This window comes from Microbulbifer mixtoriginis (SeqCode), assembly GCF_052468275.1.
The window spans coordinates 3,579,608-3,601,502 of record NZ_CP174341.1; the positions used below are offsets into that span (position 1 = coordinate 3,579,608).

The window sequence follows — 21,895 nt, forward strand, 5'->3', positions numbered from 1 at the left end:
GCCAACCACCCATTCCAGGCCGGCACATAGATTATTAACGTGGTGAAGTTGTTGAACGTGAGCAGTCAAAGGCATGGTCTACCTCCTTGTAGGAACGACAAACCCTAACCACCAAAGGCACTGGCCCCGGTGGCTTACCCCCGCCAAGGCCCGCTACTGATTTATCGGGGCTTTTGGCGATAAACACCGATCAAAAGCCCTGCCCCGTCGAACGACATGACGAAAAACGAGGTACGCAACAGCATAGAACACTGCGATACACAAACCAGTATCGCTGGCCACCATATCCCAAAACTTTGAACGCGAACCCGGTTCCGTTAAAAGCAATACAGGGGCCGCGAACTGGAAGAAGAAATTGTGAGCAGCGTGGGCGATGGTGGCAACCCAGACTGATCCAGAGCGCATTCTGAGCTCGCTGAATACAAAGCTCATGGCGATAATACCGAGGCCATAGATCAACGCCATGAGCAACGTATAATCTGTCTGGTAGAAACCTCCGTAAGCAATGAGTGGAAGATGCCAGGACGCCCATACAAGTCCGCTGACGAGATAGGGGTTCTTAACACCACCACTTACCAACTTTGGCAATAGGAATCCGCGCCATCCGAGCTCTTCCCCAAATGCGCCGATCAGGCCAAGCACTAAGACGGACAGAAGAACAGGGCTGAGTTGGATCAGTTGCTCCAATGACACCAGCGAGAATTGCCGGATATCAATGGCTGCAGATACCAGACCCGTTAGCAATACTAATAGGAATGGAATTGCTACAGCATAGACGTAGTAGCGTCCCTTTCCGATCCGAAATCTGACATCTTCATATCCCGATTTCAGGATGAGTCTCAGCACTATTGAAAGAGAGCCAGGGATGCACATCAGGGCGACTATCCAAAGCAGGCCGAAATTTCTGACACCCCCGCTGGTGATGATGAACGCCTCCAAGCTCCAACTAATTGCAAGCACCAAGACGATAAAGACTTTTGCTTGATCTCTATCCCTCATCATACCTCCGTGTGTTCAACAGCTTACGCCCGTATAACCGGTGAGTAGTACTAGGGAGATTTTTGCCCCGAAGGGAATAGCAAAAAGCGTCACAGTAGTACGAATCCGTGTTTATACGTTTATTAGGCATCGTTTTTTTCAATTATTATAAATGGCTTTTCATCCCTAGCTGGACCATTAGGAGCTACTACAGGCCGATAACTAGTAAACTCTGATAACTTATACAAAATATCAACTTCTGAATTATCACTTAGTTTCAAATTTACTTTGAGAGATTTTATGCTCTTTTGATTTATAGTGAGCATACAGGTATATTTTTCTCCGATATCATCCTCCGAACTCTTGGAAAATTCACAGCCTTCCCCTGCCGCACTGACAGCAATAAGTTTTAATGGTATAACATTAAAATCATCAGTCTCAGAGTATGTTCTAAATCTAAAGTACAACTTTCGTTCCGATGATTCCAATCCGTTGTTACCACCCAAAGGAATTACCGGTAGTCCTAATGGGCCAGCAGCGATCTCCCTATGACTTACAAGAAGTGGATAGATAACAAGGTATCCTTTATCTACTGGGTAAGAGTAAAGAGGGGGATTATAAATTCCAAAACAGTGATCTTCAAATAAACCCAAAGTAGCTTGGTTTTCTTCACACCAATCAAAAACGTAAGTTCTTTTAAGTAAAGAAGTTGGTTCTATTTCGTAATTAATAGTTTTGCTAAGTGTCGAGCATCCAGCAAAAATTAAAACTGTCAAAAATTTTACCAATAACTTCAATATCAAAGCCTCCTCTAGATGCCCAACACTGCTAGCAAGGGTAGCCGAAGCGAAGCGTTGGCTATCCACTGTCCGATAAATTTACAGGGAAAATACCATACTTTCCCCACCAATTAACTATCTGATTGGCTTTCCACTATGGTGCTGCTGGCTTACAGGGCTTGCCGACTTAAAACGAAGGCACTTGTATGAAACTGTGGTACCAGCTGGAAGAAAAAACTCTCTGGAGAAGTGTGTCCAGTTAGAGATTGATACTTGCAGCAACTACAAAATATCTAAAAAATGACCACCACAATAACGTCACGATAACCGGCATTCTAAAACGTGCTGCAGCGCAGCTGAAGTATGCTTTATAATGTGATCTTGCCCCGATAAAACAGACACACTACATTTCATTTTGCTATTCGCTCATATTCCATTGGTGATTGGTAGTCTAGCGCTGAACTGACAAGTACTGCCACTGCCCCTTAGCCATAAGGTATGGTTACGTCAGCACCCAAACTTGATTCCTGCTTTTAGGCACAGCTCCATCCGGTCTAAGATTCTCCCCAGAGGCTAGGAAACGTATTATGCCTGGTGCCCTACATGTCACTCTCATAACTCTGGCTACGACCCCTAACTCCTGCATCAGCCGGGCTACGCGCTTACGGCTAACTTCATAGCCCTTGGTCAGCAAGGCTTTCCAAATCCTTGGACTACCATAGCGCCCTGCAGAGTCATCCGATATCTTTTGAATCTGAACCTTGAGATCATCATCTTGGTATTTTCGTTCTGATCGCGGCCTCTTCAGCCAATCATAATAGCCACTGCGCGATACTCCCAGCCACTGACAAGTTCTTTTGATTCCTAGTTCTGATCCGAACCTCTGGCTGAGCTAAATATGATTAGAACGAGACAGCTGGGACACAAGGGCACCCCAGTCTGCCGAAAGCTTAACGTTTAGTCTGCACTTTTAGTGAAATACAGACTGTCTTTCACCCGAACGCCGGTACTTGGGTCAGTGACATACCAGGTTAGCTCATAATCTCCGGCCTCAAACCAAGCAGGAATATTTAGATAATTTCTAGTGTAGTCCTTCGCCTCAGAATAATTTAGCACCACATCCCGTGACTTATGGATGGGATAATTATCCCCGTTGGGAAATTTAAGTACACTCCACTGTTCGAGTGTCACCAAAGATTGCGTAGAATCTAAATTACGAATACTTGCATCATAATTGACTCTCCCTCCGTAAGAAGGAACTGAAAACTCGGCAGGTTCGTCAAGTGCAATTGTTAACTGAGTATTAGAGATATCACCTTCAACTTGCAATCTAAGGCCCGATAACTCTACATAGCCACCGGACACAGTGAAATTAATCTCACCTTTTCTGTCAAGAAGATTCTTTGGTAATATATTATTGCCATCCATACAATAATTGAAATCTTGCAACTGCCTAATGGGATTAGGATTTTCTGGAGTTGGGAGAATAATGGGATAAAATAAAGGTACCGAAATCCATTGACTAACTACAGGCGGGTAACCTGGGGATTCATTTTCTACTATGAAACCTGCATAGTCCGCATCTCCACCATTAACTTCAGCTTGGATACAAAGCCTTTCAATACTATTGAATTGAAAGCCAATGTCTAACTTCACCTCATGAGTAATTCCATCCTCCATCATGAAAGGATACGGTTCACTCAGGTGTACTGGGGCACTGATCATGTCTGCCTGTACGGATGCCGATGCGCAGATTAAAGTAAAGCCAGCGATGGATTTTCTCAACACAGTATTGTGCAGAGGTTGATTTATACTCAGCTTTTTCAAAATAACAACTCACTCAATATATTATGAAGTATAACAATTCTTCCAAATAGAGTAGCTGGGACACAAGAGCGTCCCAGCCTGCCAGGAGCTTAAAGCTTAGTCAGCACTTTTAGTGAAATACAGGCTGTCCTCTACCAGATTCCCGGTGCTTGGATTAACCACATACCAAGTCAACTCGTAGTCTCCAGCCTCAAACCAAGCAGGTATATTGAGGTAATTTCGCGTGTAATCCTTTGCTTCAGAATAATTCAATACGACATCCCGTGATTTATGAATGGGATAATTAGTCCCATTGGGAAGTTTGAGCACACTCCATTGTTCGAATGTAACCAATGATTGCGTATAGTCTAAATTACGAATACTTGCATCATAATTAACTCTTCCCCCATAAGAAGGAACTGAAAACTCAGCAGGTTCATCAATTTCGATCGCCAACTGGATGTCAGAGGATTCACCTTCGACAACTAGCTCAACGTCCCAGAACTCTACGTAACCATCAACCGCTTCGATTGAAAACTTAACTTCCCCATCGAGAAGGTGTTTCGCCAAGAGAGAATTTTGATCTAAACAGAGACTAACATCCTGTAGCTCTGAGACAGGGTTGGGATTTTCCGGAGTTGGATCATCGGCGGTGTAAACCATAGACATAGGATACAATATCTCATAGGACATATGGCAGGGTTTAACATATTCCGGTCCTACAATAACAGCCATCCTGTCAGCATTTCCGCCTTTAACTTTAGTTTTGAAACAAACTTTTTCAATGGTATCAAACTGATGGGCAATATCTAAATCCACCTCATGCTCAACTCTATCTTCGAAGCTGAAGGGATACGGCTCACCTAGATCTATTGTTGTACTGATCGTATCTGCCTGAACTAATGTCGACGCGCAAATTAAAGAGAAACCAGCGATAGAATTTTTCACTACAGCCTTGTATCGAGGGGATCTATTTGTCAATTTTTTCAAAACTACATTCCATTACATACATTTTGAGACACAAAAATACTTCGAACATTTTTTATAACCCAATCCTGATTAAGTGCGACCCATGCTTTGGTAATCGGTATTTATCGCACGTCTTAGATAGCTCCAAACTACGAAAAATAGATTTACAGAGCACAAACCTCAAAATCAGTAGGCTAAAAATGTTCGAATTATTCTATTCGATCATTTCCTTATACCTCAAAATTTTTACCTTAGTATCCGTACCATCTAAGCCAACAACTAAAACAACACGACTAACTAATCTGATTATCCCAATAAATCCCATTCAACGCGCTTAACATCTGCGTAACCACCCCAGCCAAATCGCTGCTTGTGTCGCCAGTAATCTGCGGCAAGGTCGCGGGGCGGTTGGCGATCTGCCAGCCGCTGTTGCCTTTTACATACAGAAGACCATCCGCCTTATTCAGGGCCACTTTTGCGGGGAAAAATTGCCAGTAGCCCGGGTCTGCCACATAGCGCGCGAGCTGGCCGTCTTTTCCGGACCAGGCGCCAGTGCCTGCGGCAACTAGATAGCGATCGCCATCGCTTGCAGAGCCCGGTGGATCATTCTGTATGGCCTGCACTTCCAGCTGTAGCAGTGTGTCGGTGGTATCCAGCGCTTGGTTAAGGCTGGCGGCGGGGTCTAGGGTGCCTTCCTGGGCGTAGGGAATACCGTTATTGGGTGTGTTGCTCATGGGGTTTGGTTCCTGCTTATATGCCGATTTGTGTCATCAGGCCTGGGCCGGTGATACTGTTTAGCTGGCTGACTTTAATCGTGGCGGTGCCTGGGTCTGCAATGGATAAAGTGGTTGCTGTGGTGTCTGTGCTTTGGCCGTTGACCGTTACCCGGTAGCCGGCAAAAAACTGGCTTTGATCGTAGGCGGCGCGGCCACCCAGGCGCCCTACTCCGAGCCATTGAATTACCAGCTGGCCATTTGCGCGGTGCGCATTGAGATTGGCCGGGGCGGGTTCGGTATGGCTGGCACCGATGAAGGTGCCGCTGGTGGTTGTCTCTTTGCCGCTGCCAATACTGGTGGCGCGGAAGGTGAGTGTCTGGCCGAGGTTGTAGCGCTCGGCGGGAATAAAATTCAGCGTGTTGGCTCCAGTAATATAAAGCGCGTGCCCGCCGGGTGGTTGGCTGGTGCGGTGCCGAGGCGCCCGCGCAGGAAATAACCGATTTCCCACACGCCGGGGCTGATTTCTTCGGCCTCGCCAAAGCTGACGATTTCATTGCCGATCAGCGCCCTATTCTGGCGGTTTAACAACTCGGCCAAGGTGCGGTTTTCCAGCGCGTCGCCACTATCATAGAGGCGTAGCTGTACGCGGTTGTGCGTATCGGGGATTTCCCGCTTGTGGCTGGCGAGGCTGGTAGTGAGCTCGCCCATCACCGCTTCAATATCAGTATTATCCGATTCTATATAGTTCTGCCCCCCGTCGAGGGACAGAGCCACTGTGGCACCGGCCCAGGCGCTGTTGCTGCCGGCAATGGCCACGTAATAGCCCAGCTGTAAATCATCACCGCTGGCCAGTATGGGCGCGTCGATAAATTCGATATACGTAGAGCCCGGCACCAGCTGCACCGGGGCCGGTGGGGCCATAGGAGCTACGCCGAAGGCCTGTGATTGATAGGCGCTTTTGCGGTCGTGGATCAGTTTGTATTTTTGCTCGCCGTTATCCAGGGAAACTTCATCAATTCGGCAACGATCCCCACGGAACAGCACCACGTCACCGGGGGTCAGTTTTAAGTAGTTATCCGGCAGGGTGATTTCAAAATCGCCGCGCTGCTCTTCGATCATCACCTTGTGCATAATCACGGCGATCTGCGCGGCCTGGTCGGTCTCTAGTACCAGCGGGGTTTCAATATTCTTTTCCCCCTCGCCACGTGTATCGATGCTGCGATCACTGGTCTGCTTACAGGTATCGATACCGCCTTCAGCATCGTAATAGTTCAGGTTTAAAACCCGCACAATTTCCTCGGGGGAGCGTCGGGTTTTCTCGTCGTCGCTATCGCCGATCAAATCGTTTTCGTCGATGGTCATTACCAGCTCGGCACCGCGCGGGGTAAATACCAGGGAATCGCCGCGATTGACCGGATCAAAAAAGAACGCCTTGGCCAGCTCCTGAATATGCTCGAACGCGGGGGCCTCGTTGCTGATCTGCATCCCCGAGACATAACCCTCCAGCAGGGTGGTATCGAATTTGCCAAACGGCAGGCCGGCGCGCTCGCAGATCTCTGCAACCACGGCATAGAGGGGATAAGGCATAAATCGCTCTGAGTGATTTGAGGTTTTCTATTCAGGACTTTTCAGCAAAAACTGGAAACGGAAATTGCGGCTCATACCGATTTTCACCAGGCCGGGGCTGTTCACATTGCTGGCCAGCAGATACTCAGTGCCGTAGCGGTCGCGCTGCTGGCGATAGTAGAGATTGCCGTTTTTTAAGTAGGCAAAAATGACATCACTATTGCCGGTCTGGGTGCTGCGCTTATCGTCCAGGGAAACCCGTGGGGTAACAAAGCCCGCGAAGGTTGTTGTTGCCTGGGCGCCCTGGCTGGAGTCATACCAGTACAGCTTGGCCGTGCCGGCCTCTACGTAAGCAATCACTGGGCGCATATTCTGGTCGAAGGCCAGACTGACCTCGGTGATATTGTTACCAGTGATCACCGTGCTGGCCCGCACCTGCTGGGCATCCAATACGATGGCTTTGCCATCCTCCAATACCCGCGCGCGCCAGGTTTGGAAATTCAGCCCTCGGCTGGGATCTTGCAGGGCAATACCGCCGCGCTGGTAATCGGTAATATTTCGCACCGGTAGGGCGGCGCCGCCGATAAAGGGGCTGGCTACCGGCTGGCTCGATAAGGTGTTTTCAGGCAGCGCCATTTCAGCCTCGCGCCCAGCTGTGGGTAAAGGTCAGGGTCAGGACTTTGTTGCTATCTTTGGGTATGGCGGCACCATCACTCACGCGGTCAAACTGGACTTGCCAACAAGTCCAACCGATATAAGTGACAAGCGAGCGGATACCGCCGATATTACCGTTGCTTAAGCCCCAAGAATTTTGCACAGAGGCCTGCAGGCTGCTGTCCGCATAGACCAGAGGTTGGGCGACCCCAGCACCTGTAATGCCATCGGGAAACCCCGTTACATCGCCCAGCTGACCAGTTTTCGCGAATGGCGCCTGAGCATAGGAGTTAGCCCGCCCCAAAGCCCACCCGCCATTGTTGATGGTGCTAAAACCCGCTGGGCGGGCTGTGTAGTTGTAGCTCTCACCATCGAGAGTAATCTGCCCGCCGGTATCAGAAAAGTCTGGATAGACGCGCAGCTCATAGGTCACATCCAAATATTCATCTGAACGCACGGTAAGGCTCGCGGGGTTACCATCGGCATCTTGTATCAGTGCACGGGAGAAGACATAGGGGTTACTGTTACCACTCCAACCTACACCCACTTCCGACAAGTTGCCCGCGGCGTCCCCCGGGGAAAAGCGCAGCGTATTGGAAAAATAAGCAAAATAAGGCTGCTGGGTAGTCTGTACCCCACCGCTTTGGCTCTGGCCATCCCCAGTAACACCGACAATCTGATTCATTCCACTATCGCTGGTCTGTGGGGTCGCGCTACCGCTACCCACATAGCAATAGCTCATAACCTCACTGATGGAATCTATACCCAGCCGATTTAAGCCGATATCGGTGATCAGATTTTCAAACTCGGCACACCGTTGGCGGCTGCCGGGAATTTCTTTCAAGCCCGTTGGCGTTTCCACAGCCTTGAAGATTTCCAGTTTGTAAAAACCGCGCACGCGGTTATGGGTGTGAATCATTGAAGGTCTCCCGATACGCCAGCAAATGTTGCAGTAATGGATTCTGTACTGGCATCGCCATAGGTAATTAATGCGCGGCGCAGCTCGCCGGATACCCCAACCAGTGACGCCGCTATTTTTTCTGGTGAGGCGTGGTCATAGCCACGTAAAGTGGAGCGCAGCTCACCGGCGACGCCGACAAATGCTGCCCCGATTTTTTCGTCCGGGTAGTGGTCATAGCTACGCAAAGTGGGACGCAGCTCACCAGAGACCTGTACCAGGCTGCTTGTGAGGTTGTCACGGACTGCAGCACCGGGTGCGGGCCGCACCTCGGCAAACTCCGCACCCAGTGCATCCACAGACTCCAGCGGGTAAGGCTTGCTAGTAAGGGTAAAACCCTCAGAGCGCTCCACTTCAAACGCATACTGCGGAATGGCACCGCCGGTACTGGTGAGGTTTTCGTTATCGATCACCAGGTAACAGGTGCCGCGATGCGCGGGTACGTTACTGATACCAAAGGCGGCCTGCAGTACTGCCGAGGGCATCTGTTTAAAGCCACCGAGGAAAAACTCGGCTAGCTGTAAAAACGCCTGGTTATTATCGATCTGCGTGGGGTCAGCGCTGTCGCGGTCATAAACTAATTCGTTGTTGCGCCAGACTTTGCAGATACCGGTAATAGGGCCTTCGCAAATGCGAATGGCGTAGGTTCTATAAACCTCTTCATTAACGACTTCGGTCTTACCGCCGCCTTTACCGCTTTTTTGCTTTTGTTTTTTCTTAACAATTTTTGGCGGCGTGGTGGCGATAATATTGCCGATCACCGGCTTTACCCGCCCAAAAATAATCTGACGCGGCACCCCAGCCTTGCTGGTCTGCAGTTGGATCTTGTCGAACTTGCGCCCTTGAATCGTAGTGGTGCCGAATATTAAAGCGCCCATGGCGAGTACACCTCCACCAGTAGCCGGCGCCAGCGCGCATCCAATACATGCTCTCTGCAATCCTGATCGGCGTGGGCATGGATTAAGGAGAAATCAGCGGAGCTTCCAAGCGGGTAATCGCCAAGAAAACCCACATGGCTGGGATCGCTGCGCTGCGGACTTTTAAAAACGGCGATATCACCAGGCTGCCATAAATCCTCGGCAATAGGATCACCGAAACGCGCGCGCATTTTGCGGCGCACGCCATCTTTCCAGGGCTCGCGGCCGTAGTGTTTTTCATCTTCGATTTCCAGGCCGGCGGCGCGCAAGCTGAGCACAATTAAACCCACGCAATCCACCGCCCAGGCGGTGCGGCCCCGGTGGCGCCAGCGCACACCAGCAGCCACCAGACCGCGGGCAAAGGCCAGTGTGTCGATTCTTTGTTGTTGCATTAGCGTTGCTGCTGGCTGGTATTTCTGGAATTGTAAGAGGAGCCACCACCGGTACTGCCGGGCACACCGGCGCCGGGGGTATCACTGGCCTGGCCGATGGGAATTAGGTTTTCACCCTTAAAATCCAGGTGATTGCCGTACACATCGCGGCAGACAGAAAAGGTCTTGTCGCAGTCCGGGCGGATCTCTAATTGATCACCCACGGCTACCGCAAACGGCAATGGTTCTATCTGGGTGATCTGCCCACTGGCAGTATCGACTGCTTCCACCTGATACAGGCGCGAGGAGATGTTATTGCCGCTTTTCCAACGCACTCGCCAGCGCTTGGCGGCGGTGGACAGGCTGGCAATATTGCCCACCACATAGGTGACTTTTGGCTCATCAGCATTAACAGCAGTGACGGTGGCGGACTGCCACAGGGCTTCCGCATTCACACCGCAACCGGTCTGGGAATTGGCCGGGGTGCCAAAAATCGCGCGGCAGGTGACGGAATCCACATGGCCGATCGACTGGCGCAGGCGCATGGCGTAGCTGAGTAATTCCGGCATAAAGACCGTATTGCGCGCGGTGCGCACCTCGCCCACATCACCGCCATCCAATAACAGCGCACCCATTGACAGATCGCGGTAATTCACCAGAACCATGGCCCACTCCGCCCCGTCCAATTCGCCGCGCTCTGCCATGGCTACGGTGATACCGGGCACGTCGGTGCTATACAGCGAATAGCCCTCGGCGTTGTCCACATCGAAACTGGTATCGCTGGCAATAATGCTGGAATCAAAACCGTTCTGCGCGTAATAGGTGAGCCCTTCAAACTCGATATCGCGGTCCAGAGTAGTGGCGCCAAACTGGCGGCCATCGGTGAGGGTGATTTTTAATAAGCGGCACAGCGTGGTGACGCCGCTGTCCAGGTGGGCCTGGAGTGCTGGGGGAATCTGTCTCACAGGCGAATCTCCAGCAGTTCCACATTGCCATTCAGTACCGGCATTGCCTGGTGGCGATTGTCGATACTGAAACCGATCTCATCATCCTCAAAGCGCACCGGCACATCGAATTCCCCGCTCCAGGTAATTTCCGCATCGTTATCGGCGCTGAGCTGCACTTGGCCCGTGGTGTAGTCGATACTGGCGGCCACCGGATTGCCATCGGCAAAAATGGTTACCCGGCCGATCACCGGCTTCGCTATTTTTCGTTGATAGGAAAAAGCACCGAATATATATTTTTTTACCAGCTGGTAGCTCTCACTGCTGCCAGTACCGAAACCAATCACTTCCCGCTCCGCTTCAAAATCGCTGGCGTCTTTAAAACGAAAACCAATCAGGGCACCCATGCAGGCGTGATGGGCGGCGACCACGATTTGATGGTCGGCATAATCCAGGTTTTTAAACAGCACCGAGTAACGGCCCAGCGGGCGCTCCCACTCCGCATTGCGGCGCTCTACCCCGCTGCGTAATTCTTTGATATCGGTTTTATAGCGGTGGCCGTATTCGGAACCGTAGGCCACTTTTTCCAGCAGGCGACTTTCATTAAACATTAAGAGCCGAGCCTCCTGCGGTTTATCCGTTGTTTACGCTCGCTCTCGCGGGCGAGCTGTGTGGCGGTGCGGTTATTCACCGTGCCATCAACGCGAATATTCTGTGTCATGGAAACCGGGCGGCTGTAATCGCCACCGCCAACACCGCTGTGCATATCCGCCTGAATCATGGCCAGGGTGCGGTCCAGTTTTGCGCTGGTTTCCGAGGTGGTAACCCGCTCACCTTTTTGCAAAAACCAGGTGCCGTCTTCCGGTACCGCATCGATACCGTCGTGGGCCATACCGGTAATTTTTGACGCAGCCAAACCGCCGGTGACGTAGACTGCACCCGCCGCCGCAGCACCGAGTACCGGGCCCACATAGGGAATAGAGGCCATGGCGTTGTAGGCGCCCATAGCGGCATCCTGGGTATTGGCGATTACGCTCTGCAGGGCATTGCGTTTTTTCTCATCCAGCAGGGTTTGACCGATAGCGAGGGCCGTGCGCATATAGGCCGCCTCCTCACCTTCCATACCTTGGTAATACTGACCTGCTACCTCCATCAGTGTTGCGTAACCCTCCAGCTGCTGCTGGCGACGTAGGTCTTCATTAGCCTGGGTGATTTCGGTAAGGCGTTCTTCGTACTGCTGCCGCAGGGATAATTCCTCTTCATCCCAGGTGGCATTGAGGTCGGCGCGCTCACTGCGGAATTGCTCCTGCATTTGCAGTTGAGTGGAATACCAGTCTTCCAGCTCGGTGCGCGCGGCTTCAACATCCTCACCACTGCCGAAACCGCCCAGGGTTGGGCCGTCTTCGGTGGCCGCGTCGGCGATACGGCAGAGGGTGCTAGCTCGCTGCTCTTCGGTCAGGCCGGCCATGGCATCGACGATGGCCAGGCGCTCGCGCATCTGATCGGTGAGCACTTCTTCGTCGGTGCGCAGATCCCGCAGCAGGCCGGCATAGGCTTCCTGATTGCGCTGCAGGGCCTCGGCTTCTTCCTTGGTGGCTTTAAATTCAGTGCCGAGTTCTTCGATCATCTCATTAAAAATCAGCCAGTGATCTACTGGCGGAAGTAGCTCGCCCTCCGGGTTCGCATCAGTAACCAGGCTGGTATTTTCCACTAGCCCGGCGGGAGCCGGTGATGAGTTTCCGGTAATTTTTGAGCGCGGTTTGTAATAGGTATCAATCGCGGATTCCAGCCGCGCCAGCTCCGCTTTTAATTCCTCATCATTCCAATATTCCACCACGCCTTTAGGGCCGAAGAAGCGCAGGCGCTGGCCGAGGTCATTGCTATCCAGCACGTCGCGAATGCGTTGAGCGTCCCGCTCCAGGCGTACAATATCGTCGGCATGGATGCCCACAGTAATTGCGGCGAATTCGTCGGCCAGATGTTGAACCGTGTTCACCGTATCGGTGACCACTTTGGAAACTGCGGTAAAGCCTTTAATCAGACCATTGGTAAGCGCAGCAGCCGCCTTCTTGGTAGCCGGATCTTGCAATAGTGCAGTCAGCTCCTGCAGGGCCGCTTTCCCCTCATTGAGCCCGCCCTCGGATTCGAGCAGATCGCCAAAGGCGTTCTGGGCCTGCTTTAATGCCCCACCAAAAGTATCGGCAGCCGCCTCGGCAGCGCCACCAAATTGCTTTTCCAGCTCTTCAAGGATCAGCCCCTGCGCCTCAGCAATGCGACCGGATTCCACCAGGGCTTCAATAGTGCTTTTCTGCGCGTCGGTAAACTGAATACCGGTACGGCTCAGGGCTGAAATACCCTTAATTGGATCATTTAGCGCTTTGCCCAGCTGTACTGCCGAGGAACGCAGATCCGTACCCATGGCCACGGACATATCCAGAATCGCCGGGGTAGCCCTTTTAAATACCTCGCCATGGATATTGGTAAAGGTCAGCAGCAACGCTTCCATTTCCATCACAGCTTCATCGCCAAAGGTAGTGAGCTGCTGCATGGTGCCGGCGAGGTTTTGCAATTCCTCCGAGGAGAGGCCGGCCGCACCCTCGGTGGATTTAAGGCGCGCTTCCAGCTGACGTATGGCGTTTTCCTGGCGGATAGTGGCCTCAATAATCTCCTTGGCGCCCACTGCCGCACCAATCGCGGCAAAGGCAGCCCCGATAGCCCGTGCGGCGGTTTGGCTGCTCTTTTTAATTTCCCGCATACGTTTATTCGTATGGCGGGTGGCCTTATCCAGTCCCCTTTCAAAGCCGCCCACTTTGGCGATTAAATCCAGCGTTAATGTGCCCAGGCTTTTTTTAGACATAGCTATCCACTGGCCCCTAGGACCAGCTTTTCATCGCCTCTTGCAGCGACAGCTCTGGCTCTTCCTCGTGGGGCATAAAGTCGGTAATTTTTACGGGGGTGCCTTTACCGCGATGGGTATTGGCATAGAGTGTGGCGAGTAGTGCCGATGACCTTTCGATTCGCATCCCCGGATGTAGGGAGCCGCGTTTTTTGCGGTAGAGTGCCCAGCGCTGGACCTCTTCATAGCTGAGTCGCTGCTGGGCCTCGGCGATGGTGCAACCGCCGATACCATTCAGCACCAACTCATGCCAGAGTTCGTCTAGCTCGCTGAGCTGGGCGTCTTTCCCAGATTATTGACCGCGCCGATTTCCAATAGCAGGGCCTGGGTCAGATTCGCACTGAGCGGGCCGCGCTGCGGGTCTGCCTCACCGGTAATATCCGCCGGGGTAAACACCGGCTTGCCCTCGGCATCGACAATACAGGCAGCGATCCGCCCGGCAATCACATCCCCCTCACCACGCAGCGCCGCCACATCACTGACGGCGCTGTGATAAGAGAGTCGGCGGACATAAACGGTTGCCGACAACTCCTGTTCACCCTGCTTCCAGGTAATGGAACGCTTCACAGGCGCACCGGAAAAAGCCCCCTGCTGCTGCAGGGATTCGATGGATAATTCCATAGTTACGCCCTTAAGTTGAAGACTTAACCGTCCAGGCGGAACCGCCGCTGCGCTGGATCGACATTTCACCAGTGACCAGACTGTTCTGCTGGAAATCAAAGGGGAAGTCGGCCACATAGCCCTCAAAGGTGAACCAGGTGCGCGTAGTTGGTAAGGTCCACTCGCCGGTTGTCACCGTGGGCGCCTCGGTGCCATCACTCCAACCCACCGCCCATTTCATATTTTCCACGGTGTCATCCTGGGACAACTCATGCAGGCGTTTATGGACCGCATTTCTCGGATCAATTTTGAGGCCCACCGACGCCTGCCCCGGTGTACGCAGGCCCCGTTTGAATTTTTTATCCAAGTCCTCCAGAGAGGTATCGTCGAGCTGATCCGCCGGATTGCCGCCGGGGTTAAAAGAGTTCAGCCCGGTCACTTTCTTCACAGAGTCATCTGCCGGGTCGATAAAATAGATATTGGTGCCCTGAGCCAATTGAGACATAGGGGTTCTCCCGTTGCTTTAATAGAAATGAAAGTCCGACGCAGGGGTGCGTCATTCAGTGGAATATTGGGCGGTATAGGTCAGGCGCACCTCGCCCAGCGGGTGATCCTGATCTAAGGCGAAACCGGTTTGTGAGAGCGCAAAAATTTCACAGGTACCCCCCAGGGTTCGATCCTGCAGGACGCCCTCTACATCCTCAGAAGCCTGATCCAACAGTTCATAGATATCTCCCCGGCTGTGCACCACCACCGAAACGACAAGATCCAGCTGGCGGGTAGTACCCGAGAGTTCCTGTTCTGCTTGTTCTGTGGCAAAGCCCACAAAAATGGCCGGCAGTTTTTCCCGCTCGATGCCTTCCGTGGTGCCCGCTGAGGGGACGTTGTAGCCGGATAGGATTTTCAGGTTATTTAGAACGTCATCGCGGATGGTGATGCGTTGGGTCATTGGGATTACTCCAGGAATTTTGGGCATAAAAAAACCCGCTGGTGCGGGTTTGGGGCATCAATAATTCGACAGTATCTTTACACTGCCCACCTATTCATGAGTTTAGTTATTAGCTTGTCGCAGGCCTATAAATGCTTTATTCAATTCAGTTTCAATAACCTCCTGGTAAAATGAAAGGAATTGATCAATTCCACTTTCATCTGTTGGATTTTCATAAGGAAAGGGGACTCCCTTTACTCTATGAAAATAAACCCCAACACCTTTGCTTTCGTACTGACCCCTCTTAAAAATCCACATAATGGGTGGTGAGTAAGCCATATCATTGGAGTCAGGTGTTAAGGCATATGACCCATATTGATTATAAAACTCGCGTGGCTTGATACTAATTGCTCCGAAGCAATCGCCCTGCAGCCAATTCCCCGTGATCGAACCATGCTCCATAACTAGGAGAAGGTCAAAATCATTCATGATTTTTCCAAATGCGACACGATTGATATCTAAAACTTCCGCAGTATTCGACCGCTTATGTCGTACAGTCAAAACTTCGGAATTGGCCCCATAATCTCGAATATCTACTTCCGTCGCATCCAACCCCAAAGTCTGTAAGTAAGGAATACTTGTACCCACAACAACTTCTCTATGATTAAAAATGTCTGAGTATTTTTTACCAAATAAACACACATCGTCACTGGAATTAAATACAATTCCAACCTTGCTTAGAGGTCGATATTCACCAGAAATTCTATGAGTAATGCTCGCAGATTCACAACCGATCACAAATAACATTACAACTAAAATAGGAATAAACTTCATTACATCTCCTTGACTTCAACAACCGACATCAACTACTGGAGGTCAGGTCCACACCCATATCATGACTTATTTCATCATACATCACCCAAACCTTACCATGTCAATTTTAAAGTTTTATCAAGCCACCCAGGGGACTGCAACTGGTCTTATCCGCCAGAAATTAATCCTACTCCCTCAATCTCTGCCGCAGCCTGATCCAGTAAGTCATAGATATCCCCCGGCTGTGTACCACTATCGCTACCATAAGATCCTGCTGGCGGGTAGTGCCTAAGAACTCCTGTTCTGCTTGTTCCGAAGTAAAACCCACAAAGATTGCCGGCAGCTTTTCCCGCTCGATGCCTTCAGTGCTTCCAGCTGAGGGAAAGTTGTAGCCGGATAGGGTTTTTAGATTGCTTAAAACGGCATCGAGGATTGTTATGCGTTGGGTCATTGGGACGCACTCCAGGAATTTTGGGCACAAAAAAAACCCGCTGGAGCGGGTTTTGGTATTTGTATTACTACAAACAGATTCTTCAAAATCTAAAAGCGGATTGAGTCTATCCAGGGTCTATTTGTTTCATCACAGGTATACTCCATTTTCACTCCCTGCCCAGAAGTCTTAGCAGTAACTAACAATGAAAATTTTTGATCAAACTCAATAGCCTTTTCTCGACTCATCAAATATCTTGTGGGATATGTCTGATCTGGACATACATGCTCCCCACCATTTTTTTCGAGCCAAACATGAACCTCACCATTCTTCCAAGAATATACATGCTCAACTTTATAATAATTATCATTGCCAAGTGACAAAGCATCAATTGAAACTAGGCAGGCCACAGCTGTAAATATAACTTTCTTCATATCAACCTCATTCAACCATCCAACATTATCAATACTAAAACCAATCAATTCAACTATGACAACAAGAAACCACAACCAGCAACATGATATACCCCCTATACTCTAGCCTCATTGGATCGAAAGCTTACTTCTAGCATTTCTATTTATACCCACCAATAAAAAGCTAGGGCCAGTAAAACTCAGCATATATTAACTTATGATCCGGAAAACATTCCCCATCAATACATAAAGCATCTTTCGCCCCTGCAGACATAACAGGAATCGGATGCTTATTTAAGGCTCCAGCAGGCAATACTTTTTGTTTGATTTGACCACCTGGCGAATAGTAAAAAATATAGTCTATCTTATGACTATCCTTCAAAGTATTTCCGCCACCAACGGAATCTTTTATCTTGTAATGGTATGTCTTGTTTATTGGTTGTGTGGCCTCGATCGTTCCCTCGAAGTGCTTTTCAAACAAATCTATCAATTGATCATAGTATTCCGTGCCAAATTTAATATTAAAATCTCCAGCAAATATTATTGGCCTAGGCGTCTCCTCATATACAACCTTCATTTCAGTCAACATTTTCCGTGCATCGTCAACTGCCAGATTCTTATCGGTATCATGATGAGTAGCATGAATATTTACAAACCAAAGCTGCTTTCCTGGCTCAATTTCCAATAGAGTTGCGATGTATCCTCGCAAAAATTTGCTCCCATCCACTCTTTCCACTTCTCTAACCGTCTTATACTTAGTATCAAGAACATTAGGGCTTGTTACAATTGCATTTCCATTATAAACCCCTGCAGCTGCACCGTGAGATTGAGAGTTATCATAACCCTTCCCACCATCCATTGGCACCAACCCTAAAAAACGATTTTCGACTCTCGGTGAAAAATACTCATCAATCTCCTGAGTCAATGAAAATTTATCACCGCATGCCCTCTTAGTTTTGTTGTCCATTTCCTGAAAAGCAATAATAAAATCTTCATCCTTTACCACTTCTTCACTCAAATAATTTAAATATGCTTCAAACCTCCCTCTATACTTATAGTAATCATCCGCACAACTTAACTTAAAGGGATTTTCCGGCTTCTCATCTACATTTAAGTCGTAAAATGAAGTAAACCCAGACCATACATTATGGCTCACCACTTTAAAACTTGCCGCCTGGAGACTAACTGCGGATAAAGACAGGGTAATAAGCACAAACGGAAACAATAGACTTTGTATTTTTCTCACTATAAGCACTCAACAAATAAATCCATAACCAACATATAAGCCATTAAGCCTTAACCTGCCATTCAAATATCTCACTCCTAGAACACCAACAATAAACAGACATTCAACCACTATAAAGTCTACTTGCTAGGTTCGCCGCGCGATACGGGTGACAATTTAATTAACAGCATTACTCCCAAATACTAACCCACTCAATTTCATGAGCATCAGAGGCGATACCGCTAGACTCTTTTACATTTACACTTACCTTCTTTCCTGAAGCCTGCGCAGTTAGCAGAGTAGACAAAATACTTGCGTAAGATGACTCTGAGTTTTTAAGATATGCATATTTAACACCAACGCAATCTCCTTGGTAATTTACGTGAATACGCATTGTGTTCGCGTAAGCACTACCATTATCACGATTCGCTTGCACAGTGATGCCTTTAACATCAATATATCCACACTCTAAATATGCATACGATTGCATAGAGAAAGTAGAAAGAGCTACCAAACCGGAAATAACAAATAAAATTTTATTTAGCATAAACAGAGCACCTCATCTCATAAACTCTTGAAAGATATATTCTTTCACACTACCAAAAAAATGCACACAACTACATACATTAAGCTGTCGCGATCTACAGCATTACGACTTTACAATTATTCCCGTAACTACAGGGAACTCACCCTCAAAACAACCATTTACATTCAAATCTATTTCCTTATTTGCCATCATTGCCGCCAATGCCATACTAATTATTTTTTCATGCCCATGATTTGACTCATCTAGCCTTTTGTACTTTGTTGGCTGCGCTCCAGGACACTGAGATGCATCATCATTCTCAACGGTTATATAGCCATAATCTGTATACCAGCGAACATCGACAATTTTAGTGTTGTATATCCAAGCGGCAGATGCCTGAGCATGAAAGATTAGAAGAATAAAAAATAATACGTATTTCATAACTTATACTCAAAAGAAAATAACGATATGCTCCAAGAAACCTCTTCACATCTATCAACCTTATATCTCGCCCCTTCCCCTTAGATAAACTAAAAAAAACGGTCGATACATTCTGATAGACAGAAAGAAAATTGAATGTAAATCGGTTTCAGTACAGCTCTGCCATTCTCTCAGCTTCTCCTCTAATTATAAAGTCGCCACAAAATGCACCTCATAACTCAGCTACCAACACCCGCCAAACAACCCCATCATCCAACAACCGCTTGCGCACTGCATACTCCACACCGCCAAGCGTAACCACCGCCTCGGAGTTGTAAGCCCCTACCTCACTCACCAGCAGGCTTAACTCAATACGCGGCACCCGCACACGCTCATCCTCATCGAAGTCGTCAATCTCTTGATCCTTGATCACGCGGCAATCAATTGGCTCAGCACCGCTACCGTCTGTATAGGTAGCGGGCTTGCCCCACTTGCGAAACGCACGTTCTGCGGTTCGTTGGTCCAGGTCCATAAATCACCTAGACCTTCACGGTGCCCGGTACGCCGGTAAATTTGACCGCTAGGCTGGTAACGCCATCGCCGGCAGCTTCGGCGGCAAAGGCGGTGGGGCCAGTGATATCGCCGGTTGCGGCTGTTGCAGTACTATCGTCAAAGGCAGCTGCGGATACATCCCAGGTGAGCAACTCGCCCTGGCCAATCACTGCACCGGATACCTTGGGCACAGTGAATACGCCTTCAATAGCAATCACACCGGACTCACCCACGGCAATATCATCCATCGCCACGCCCAGCACTGCGCCTACTGCTAGCACCTGGCCTGAGGCAATCAATGCACTCGTGTTGTTGGTGAAATCCAGCATGCGCCCGTCTTGCACAAAATTAGTAGCCATTCTCTTTCTCTCAATTGAGTAAATTACTGTAAGCAAAAAGGCCGCGATGTGCGGCCCTTTTCGGATTCTTTAAGGTTTGATTCGGTTTGAGCTGGGTATTAGGTCTTAGGTGTTTTCACCATGCCTTTTGCATCCCAGGCTTTCGCAGCGGCATCCAGGTAAAGCACTTCGATAGTGTCGTGCGCTACTGGGTCGGCATTGAGGTACCAGCCATTGTGTCCGCTAAGGCGACCATCGGAGATCACGCTGGCAATATTGCGCACGCTGTTGGGTACAGTGTTGGATTTCTCAGCAGCTCCAACTTCAAATTCTGACTCCAGCGCAACCTTTGCGGCACCCTCGTCGGCAATATCACACAGCAGGAATTTGGGACGGATATTTAGGAAAGCGGTACCGTCCTTCTGTTTACCCATCAATACCCGCGCGGCATCGATGCTGGCTGTATTGATACCTGCCTTAGTAGCTAGGTTGCCATGATCGGTATGGAATAAGGCCTTGCCATCGGCCATTTGTGGATTATTGATCAGGATACTGAACACCAGGTCTCCCACTGTGCGAATAGCAGCAAGGCCCATCTTTTGCGGGATGCGGGTAAAGGCTCCCAGATCGTCATTGATAATCGCCTGGCGAGTAATGGAGAAGAGTTCACCGTAAGTAGCCAGCGCGGCAGTTTCGGCGCGCTCTCCGATACTTACATATTTAAATTCTGCTCCGGGTGCTACTTGGCGCAATGAGGGGAAGGTGCCAAGATCCGTACGAGTAGCTATCTTGAAATCGCTTAAATTTCCAGTGGCGGTAAACTGCGGGAATACTTCCTGGGCTTCCGAGTAGCCCTTCAGCATCGATTTATTAGCAATATTGCCCAGGACGGTAGCGAAGTCACCAGAGCTATGGGTAAACGCTGCGGCAACCACGCCCATTTTATCCAGGCCCGCTAAATTCTGTCCGTGGGCGTGCATAAACATACGGGCAATTTCCAGCATGGTATAGCCGGCCAGACTGTTGCCTTCGGTGCGTTTCTCATCAAAGGCACGCATGGCAATGGCATTCTCAGCATCCGCCTTAATACGCTTGATACCCTCACCTTCCTGCACCACTACGCTGTAGCTTTGCACTGGGGTTGGGGTTTGGTTACCCAGGGCTGTGAGCAGTTTATCCTTGGCCTTTTCAGCGGTGCAGTCCATATCATTGAGACATTCCTGCATAACAACACTGTGCGCCTCGAATCCCTTAAAAACGGCTTTGATAGTGTCTTTGCGTTTTTGCTCATCCACTGCAAATTGTGCTCTGGCATCGGCAGCAATCTGCGCTTTCATTTCTGGGGTAACCTCGGGTGCAGCGGTTGCAGCTGGCATGGTGGAGGTGGTTGTAGTCATGGCTTGCGCCTCCTTGGTTTTGGGGGGATTGTCTGCAACCGCAGACGGGAATTTAAATTCAGTGGGCCCCTGCATAACCAAAGCACTAATAGCTTGCGGGGTATTTTTGAACTGGTTTAAGTGATCGGCATTAAAGCTGGCAGCCATTTCCATTGCTGCGGTGGTGTCGGTAGCAAAACCCGCTTCCACGGCTTCGGCGCCGGTATACCAAGTTTCGTCATCCATCACTTGGCTGATTTCCTCATCCGACATACCGGTGCGTGAGGAATACAGGCTTTTCATGGTGGTTTTGACTTTGGCCAGCAGGCTCTTGGTTTTTTCCAGGGCGCGCTCATCGCCTCGCACACCGGCGCTGGGGTTGTGCACCATGTAATAGGCATTCTCAGCGATATGAACCGTGTCCCCGGCTAAGGCGATCACACTGCCCATACTGGCTGCGATGCCTTCAATCCAGGTTTCCACCTCGGCTTTGTGATCTTTGAGCAGGTTGTAAATGGCGGTGCCATCGAACACATCCCCACCGGGGCAGTTGATATGCAGATTGATCTTGCTGACATCGCCTAGCGCTTTGAGATCTCGGGCAAAGTCTTTTGCCGTTACCCCCCAATAACCGATGGTATCGTACAGATAGATATCGGCTTCAGTCGCATTTGCAGCAGCGGTAATGCTGTACCAAGATTTTTTGGGCATAGCAGTTTC

28 protein-coding genes are annotated in these 21,895 nt (G+C 49.7%); all 28 read right to left on the minus strand.

Annotation, left to right across the window (positions count from 1 at the left end; all coding sequences use genetic code 11):
* Positions 1-153: 153 nt before the first annotated feature.
* The 28 genes from ACJJIC_RS15680 to ACJJIC_RS15815 all read right to left on the minus strand — a co-directional run bounded on the left by ACJJIC_RS15680 (position 154) and on the right by ACJJIC_RS15815 (position 21,886).
* Positions 154-999, minus strand: a complete 846-nt coding sequence (locus ACJJIC_RS15680; RefSeq protein ID WP_445357368.1) for a CPBP family intramembrane glutamic endopeptidase — start codon at positions 997-999, stop codon at positions 154-156.
* A gap of 122 nt (positions 1,000-1,121) precedes the next feature.
* Positions 1,122-1,775 carry a hypothetical protein gene (locus ACJJIC_RS15685; protein ID WP_445357369.1) on the minus strand — a complete coding sequence of 218 codons (654 nt, stop codon included), beginning with the start codon at positions 1,773-1,775 and terminating at the stop codon, positions 1,122-1,124.
* Between the two features lie 484 nt (positions 1,776-2,259).
* Complete coding sequence (locus ACJJIC_RS15690; protein WP_445357899.1) at positions 2,260-2,619, minus strand: IS3 family transposase; 360 nt, start codon at positions 2,617-2,619, stop codon at positions 2,260-2,262.
* 95 nt (positions 2,620-2,714) lie between these two features.
* On the minus strand, positions 2,715-3,584 hold the full coding sequence (locus ACJJIC_RS15695; protein ID WP_445357370.1) for an RbmA family biofilm matrix protein: 870 nt from the start codon (positions 3,582-3,584) through the stop codon (positions 2,715-2,717).
* Between the two features lie 96 nt (positions 3,585-3,680).
* The gene (locus ACJJIC_RS15700) at positions 3,681-4,553 is read right to left on the minus strand and encodes an RbmA family biofilm matrix protein (RefSeq protein ID WP_444909340.1); all 873 of its coding nucleotides are present in this window, start codon (positions 4,551-4,553) and stop codon (positions 3,681-3,683) included.
* A gap of 272 nt (positions 4,554-4,825) precedes the next feature.
* Positions 4,826-5,266, minus strand: coding sequence for a DUF2793 domain-containing protein (locus ACJJIC_RS15705; protein ID WP_444909339.1), 441 nt, complete (start codon positions 5,264-5,266; stop codon positions 4,826-4,828).
* 16 nt (positions 5,267-5,282) lie between these two features.
* Entirely contained in the window at positions 5,283-5,756 is a 474-nt protein-coding gene (locus tag ACJJIC_RS15710) for a hypothetical protein (protein ID WP_444909338.1), read from the minus strand.
* Positions 5,660-6,835: a phage tail protein gene (locus tag ACJJIC_RS15715; protein ID WP_445357371.1), complete on the minus strand. Its 1,176-nt coding sequence runs from the start codon at positions 6,833-6,835 to the stop codon at positions 5,660-5,662. Before ACJJIC_RS15715 ends, ACJJIC_RS15710 begins: the two co-directional genes overlap by 97 nt.
* Positions 6,836-6,862: 27 nt before the next feature.
* Entirely contained in the window at positions 6,863-7,450 is a 588-nt protein-coding gene (locus tag ACJJIC_RS15720) for a hypothetical protein (RefSeq protein ID WP_444909336.1), read from the minus strand.
* Position 7,451: 1 nt separating this feature from the next.
* Positions 7,452-8,387 carry a hypothetical protein gene (locus ACJJIC_RS15725; protein WP_444909335.1) on the minus strand — a complete coding sequence of 312 codons (936 nt, stop codon included), beginning with the start codon at positions 8,385-8,387 and terminating at the stop codon, positions 7,452-7,454.
* Positions 8,384-9,304, minus strand: a complete 921-nt coding sequence (locus ACJJIC_RS15730) for a hypothetical protein (protein ID WP_444909334.1) — start codon at positions 9,302-9,304, stop codon at positions 8,384-8,386. The genes ACJJIC_RS15725 and ACJJIC_RS15730 overlap by 4 nt, the downstream gene beginning before the upstream one ends.
* Positions 9,292-9,735 (minus strand): NlpC/P60 family protein, encoded by a 444-nt coding sequence (locus tag ACJJIC_RS15735; protein WP_444909333.1) that lies wholly within the window; start codon positions 9,733-9,735, stop codon positions 9,292-9,294. The genes ACJJIC_RS15730 and ACJJIC_RS15735 overlap by 13 nt, the downstream gene beginning before the upstream one ends.
* Positions 9,735-10,679 (minus strand): phage/gene transfer agent baseplate hub protein, encoded by a 945-nt coding sequence (locus tag ACJJIC_RS15740; protein ID WP_444909332.1) that lies wholly within the window; start codon positions 10,677-10,679, stop codon positions 9,735-9,737. Before ACJJIC_RS15740 ends, ACJJIC_RS15735 begins: the two co-directional genes overlap by 1 nt.
* Entirely contained in the window at positions 10,676-11,269 is a 594-nt protein-coding gene (locus ACJJIC_RS15745) for a DUF2460 domain-containing protein (protein ID WP_444909331.1), read from the minus strand. The genes ACJJIC_RS15740 and ACJJIC_RS15745 overlap by 4 nt, the downstream gene beginning before the upstream one ends.
* Positions 11,269-13,515, minus strand: a complete 2,247-nt coding sequence (locus ACJJIC_RS15750) for a phage tail length tape measure family protein (protein ID WP_445357372.1) — start codon at positions 13,513-13,515, stop codon at positions 11,269-11,271. The genes ACJJIC_RS15745 and ACJJIC_RS15750 overlap by 1 nt, the downstream gene beginning before the upstream one ends.
* A gap of 16 nt (positions 13,516-13,531) precedes the next feature.
* Complete coding sequence (locus ACJJIC_RS15755; RefSeq protein WP_444909329.1) at positions 13,532-13,795, minus strand: phage tail assembly protein T; 264 nt, start codon at positions 13,793-13,795, stop codon at positions 13,532-13,534.
* Positions 13,796-13,815: 20 nt separating this feature from the next.
* On the minus strand, positions 13,816-14,175 hold the full coding sequence (locus ACJJIC_RS15760; RefSeq protein ID WP_444909328.1) for a phage tail assembly chaperone family protein, TAC: 360 nt from the start codon (positions 14,173-14,175) through the stop codon (positions 13,816-13,818).
* Between the two features lie 10 nt (positions 14,176-14,185).
* On the minus strand, positions 14,186-14,659 hold the full coding sequence (locus ACJJIC_RS15765; RefSeq protein ID WP_444909327.1) for a phage tail tube protein: 474 nt from the start codon (positions 14,657-14,659) through the stop codon (positions 14,186-14,188).
* Positions 14,660-14,710: 51 nt separating this feature from the next.
* Positions 14,711-15,103 carry a hypothetical protein gene (locus ACJJIC_RS15770; protein ID WP_445357373.1) on the minus strand — a complete coding sequence of 131 codons (393 nt, stop codon included), beginning with the start codon at positions 15,101-15,103 and terminating at the stop codon, positions 14,711-14,713.
* A 102-nt stretch (positions 15,104-15,205) separates the two neighbouring features.
* On the minus strand, positions 15,206-15,916 hold the full coding sequence (locus ACJJIC_RS15775; protein ID WP_444909325.1) for a hypothetical protein: 711 nt from the start codon (positions 15,914-15,916) through the stop codon (positions 15,206-15,208).
* Positions 15,917-16,082: 166 nt separating this feature from the next.
* Complete coding sequence (locus ACJJIC_RS15780; RefSeq protein ID WP_445357374.1) at positions 16,083-16,346, minus strand: hypothetical protein; 264 nt, start codon at positions 16,344-16,346, stop codon at positions 16,083-16,085.
* Positions 16,347-16,435: 89 nt separating this feature from the next.
* Positions 16,436-16,759 (minus strand): hypothetical protein, encoded by a 324-nt coding sequence (locus ACJJIC_RS15785; protein ID WP_444909323.1) that lies wholly within the window; start codon positions 16,757-16,759, stop codon positions 16,436-16,438.
* A 163-nt stretch (positions 16,760-16,922) separates the two neighbouring features.
* Positions 16,923-17,984, minus strand: a complete 1,062-nt coding sequence (locus ACJJIC_RS15790; RefSeq protein WP_445357375.1) for an exonuclease/endonuclease/phosphatase family protein — start codon at positions 17,982-17,984, stop codon at positions 16,923-16,925.
* A 169-nt stretch (positions 17,985-18,153) separates the two neighbouring features.
* Positions 18,154-18,510, minus strand: a complete 357-nt coding sequence (locus ACJJIC_RS15795) for a hypothetical protein (protein ID WP_445357376.1) — start codon at positions 18,508-18,510, stop codon at positions 18,154-18,156.
* A gap of 102 nt (positions 18,511-18,612) precedes the next feature.
* Positions 18,613-18,930: a hypothetical protein gene (locus ACJJIC_RS15800; RefSeq protein ID WP_444890038.1), complete on the minus strand. Its 318-nt coding sequence runs from the start codon at positions 18,928-18,930 to the stop codon at positions 18,613-18,615.
* 211 nt (positions 18,931-19,141) lie between these two features.
* Positions 19,142-19,441, minus strand: a complete 300-nt coding sequence (locus ACJJIC_RS15805) for a head-tail joining protein (protein WP_444909320.1) — start codon at positions 19,439-19,441, stop codon at positions 19,142-19,144.
* 7 nt (positions 19,442-19,448) lie between these two features.
* A complete protein-coding gene (locus tag ACJJIC_RS15810; RefSeq protein WP_444909319.1) occupies positions 19,449-19,820 on the minus strand; it encodes a capsid cement protein in 372 nt (123 codons plus the stop codon).
* Between the two features lie 98 nt (positions 19,821-19,918).
* Positions 19,919-21,886, minus strand: coding sequence for a ClpP-like prohead protease/major capsid protein fusion protein (locus ACJJIC_RS15815; protein ID WP_445357377.1), 1,968 nt, complete (start codon positions 21,884-21,886; stop codon positions 19,919-19,921).
* Positions 21,887-21,895: the final 9 nt, after the last annotated feature.

Excerpts from the sequence above, each read along its gene's own strand:
- ACJJIC_RS15680 (WP_445357368.1), bottom strand. The coding sequence starts at position 999 with ATGAGGGATAGAGATCAAGCAAAAGTCTTTATCGTCTTGGTGCTTGCA.
- ACJJIC_RS15705 (WP_444909339.1), bottom strand. The coding sequence starts at position 5,266 with ATGAGCAACACACCCAATAACGGTATTCCCTACGCCCAGGAAGGCACC.
- ACJJIC_RS15715 (WP_445357371.1), bottom strand. The coding sequence starts at position 6,835 with ATGCCTTATCCCCTCTATGCCGTGGTTGCAGAGATCTGCGAGCGCGCC.
- ACJJIC_RS15720 (WP_444909336.1), bottom strand. The coding sequence starts at position 7,450 with ATGGCGCTGCCTGAAAACACCTTATCGAGCCAGCCGGTAGCCAGCCCC.
- ACJJIC_RS15725 (WP_444909335.1), bottom strand. The coding sequence starts at position 8,387 with ATGATTCACACCCATAACCGCGTGCGCGGTTTTTACAAACTGGAAATC.
- ACJJIC_RS15730 (WP_444909334.1), bottom strand. The coding sequence starts at position 9,304 with ATGGGCGCTTTAATATTCGGCACCACTACGATTCAAGGGCGCAAGTTC.
- ACJJIC_RS15735 (WP_444909333.1), bottom strand. The coding sequence starts at position 9,735 with ATGCAACAACAAAGAATCGACACACTGGCCTTTGCCCGCGGTCTGGTG.
- ACJJIC_RS15745 (WP_444909331.1), bottom strand. The coding sequence starts at position 11,269 with ATGTTTAATGAAAGTCGCCTGCTGGAAAAAGTGGCCTACGGTTCCGAA.
- ACJJIC_RS15750 (WP_445357372.1), bottom strand. The coding sequence starts at position 13,515 with ATGTCTAAAAAAAGCCTGGGCACATTAACGCTGGATTTAATCGCCAAA.
- ACJJIC_RS15760 (WP_444909328.1), bottom strand. The coding sequence starts at position 14,175 with ATGGAATTATCCATCGAATCCCTGCAGCAGCAGGGGGCTTTTTCCGGT.
- ACJJIC_RS15765 (WP_444909327.1), bottom strand. The coding sequence starts at position 14,659 with ATGTCTCAATTGGCTCAGGGCACCAATATCTATTTTATCGACCCGGCA.
- ACJJIC_RS15770 (WP_445357373.1), bottom strand. The coding sequence starts at position 15,103 with ATGACCCAACGCATCACCATCCGCGATGACGTTCTAAATAACCTGAAA.
- ACJJIC_RS15775 (WP_444909325.1), bottom strand. The coding sequence starts at position 15,916 with ATGAAGTTTATTCCTATTTTAGTTGTAATGTTATTTGTGATCGGTTGT.
- ACJJIC_RS15780 (WP_445357374.1), bottom strand. The coding sequence starts at position 16,346 with ATGACCCAACGCATAACAATCCTCGATGCCGTTTTAAGCAATCTAAAA.
- ACJJIC_RS15785 (WP_444909323.1), bottom strand. The coding sequence starts at position 16,759 with ATGAAGAAAGTTATATTTACAGCTGTGGCCTGCCTAGTTTCAATTGAT.
- ACJJIC_RS15795 (WP_445357376.1), bottom strand. The coding sequence starts at position 18,510 with ATGCTAAATAAAATTTTATTTGTTATTTCCGGTTTGGTAGCTCTTTCT.
- ACJJIC_RS15800 (WP_444890038.1), bottom strand. The coding sequence starts at position 18,930 with ATGAAATACGTATTATTTTTTATTCTTCTAATCTTTCATGCTCAGGCA.
- ACJJIC_RS15805 (WP_444909320.1), bottom strand. The coding sequence starts at position 19,441 with ATGGACCTGGACCAACGAACCGCAGAACGTGCGTTTCGCAAGTGGGGC.
- ACJJIC_RS15810 (WP_444909319.1), bottom strand. The coding sequence starts at position 19,820 with ATGGCTACTAATTTTGTGCAAGACGGGCGCATGCTGGATTTCACCAAC.
- ACJJIC_RS15815 (WP_445357377.1), bottom strand. The coding sequence starts at position 21,886 with ATGCCCAAAAAATCTTGGTACAGCATTACCGCTGCTGCAAATGCGACT.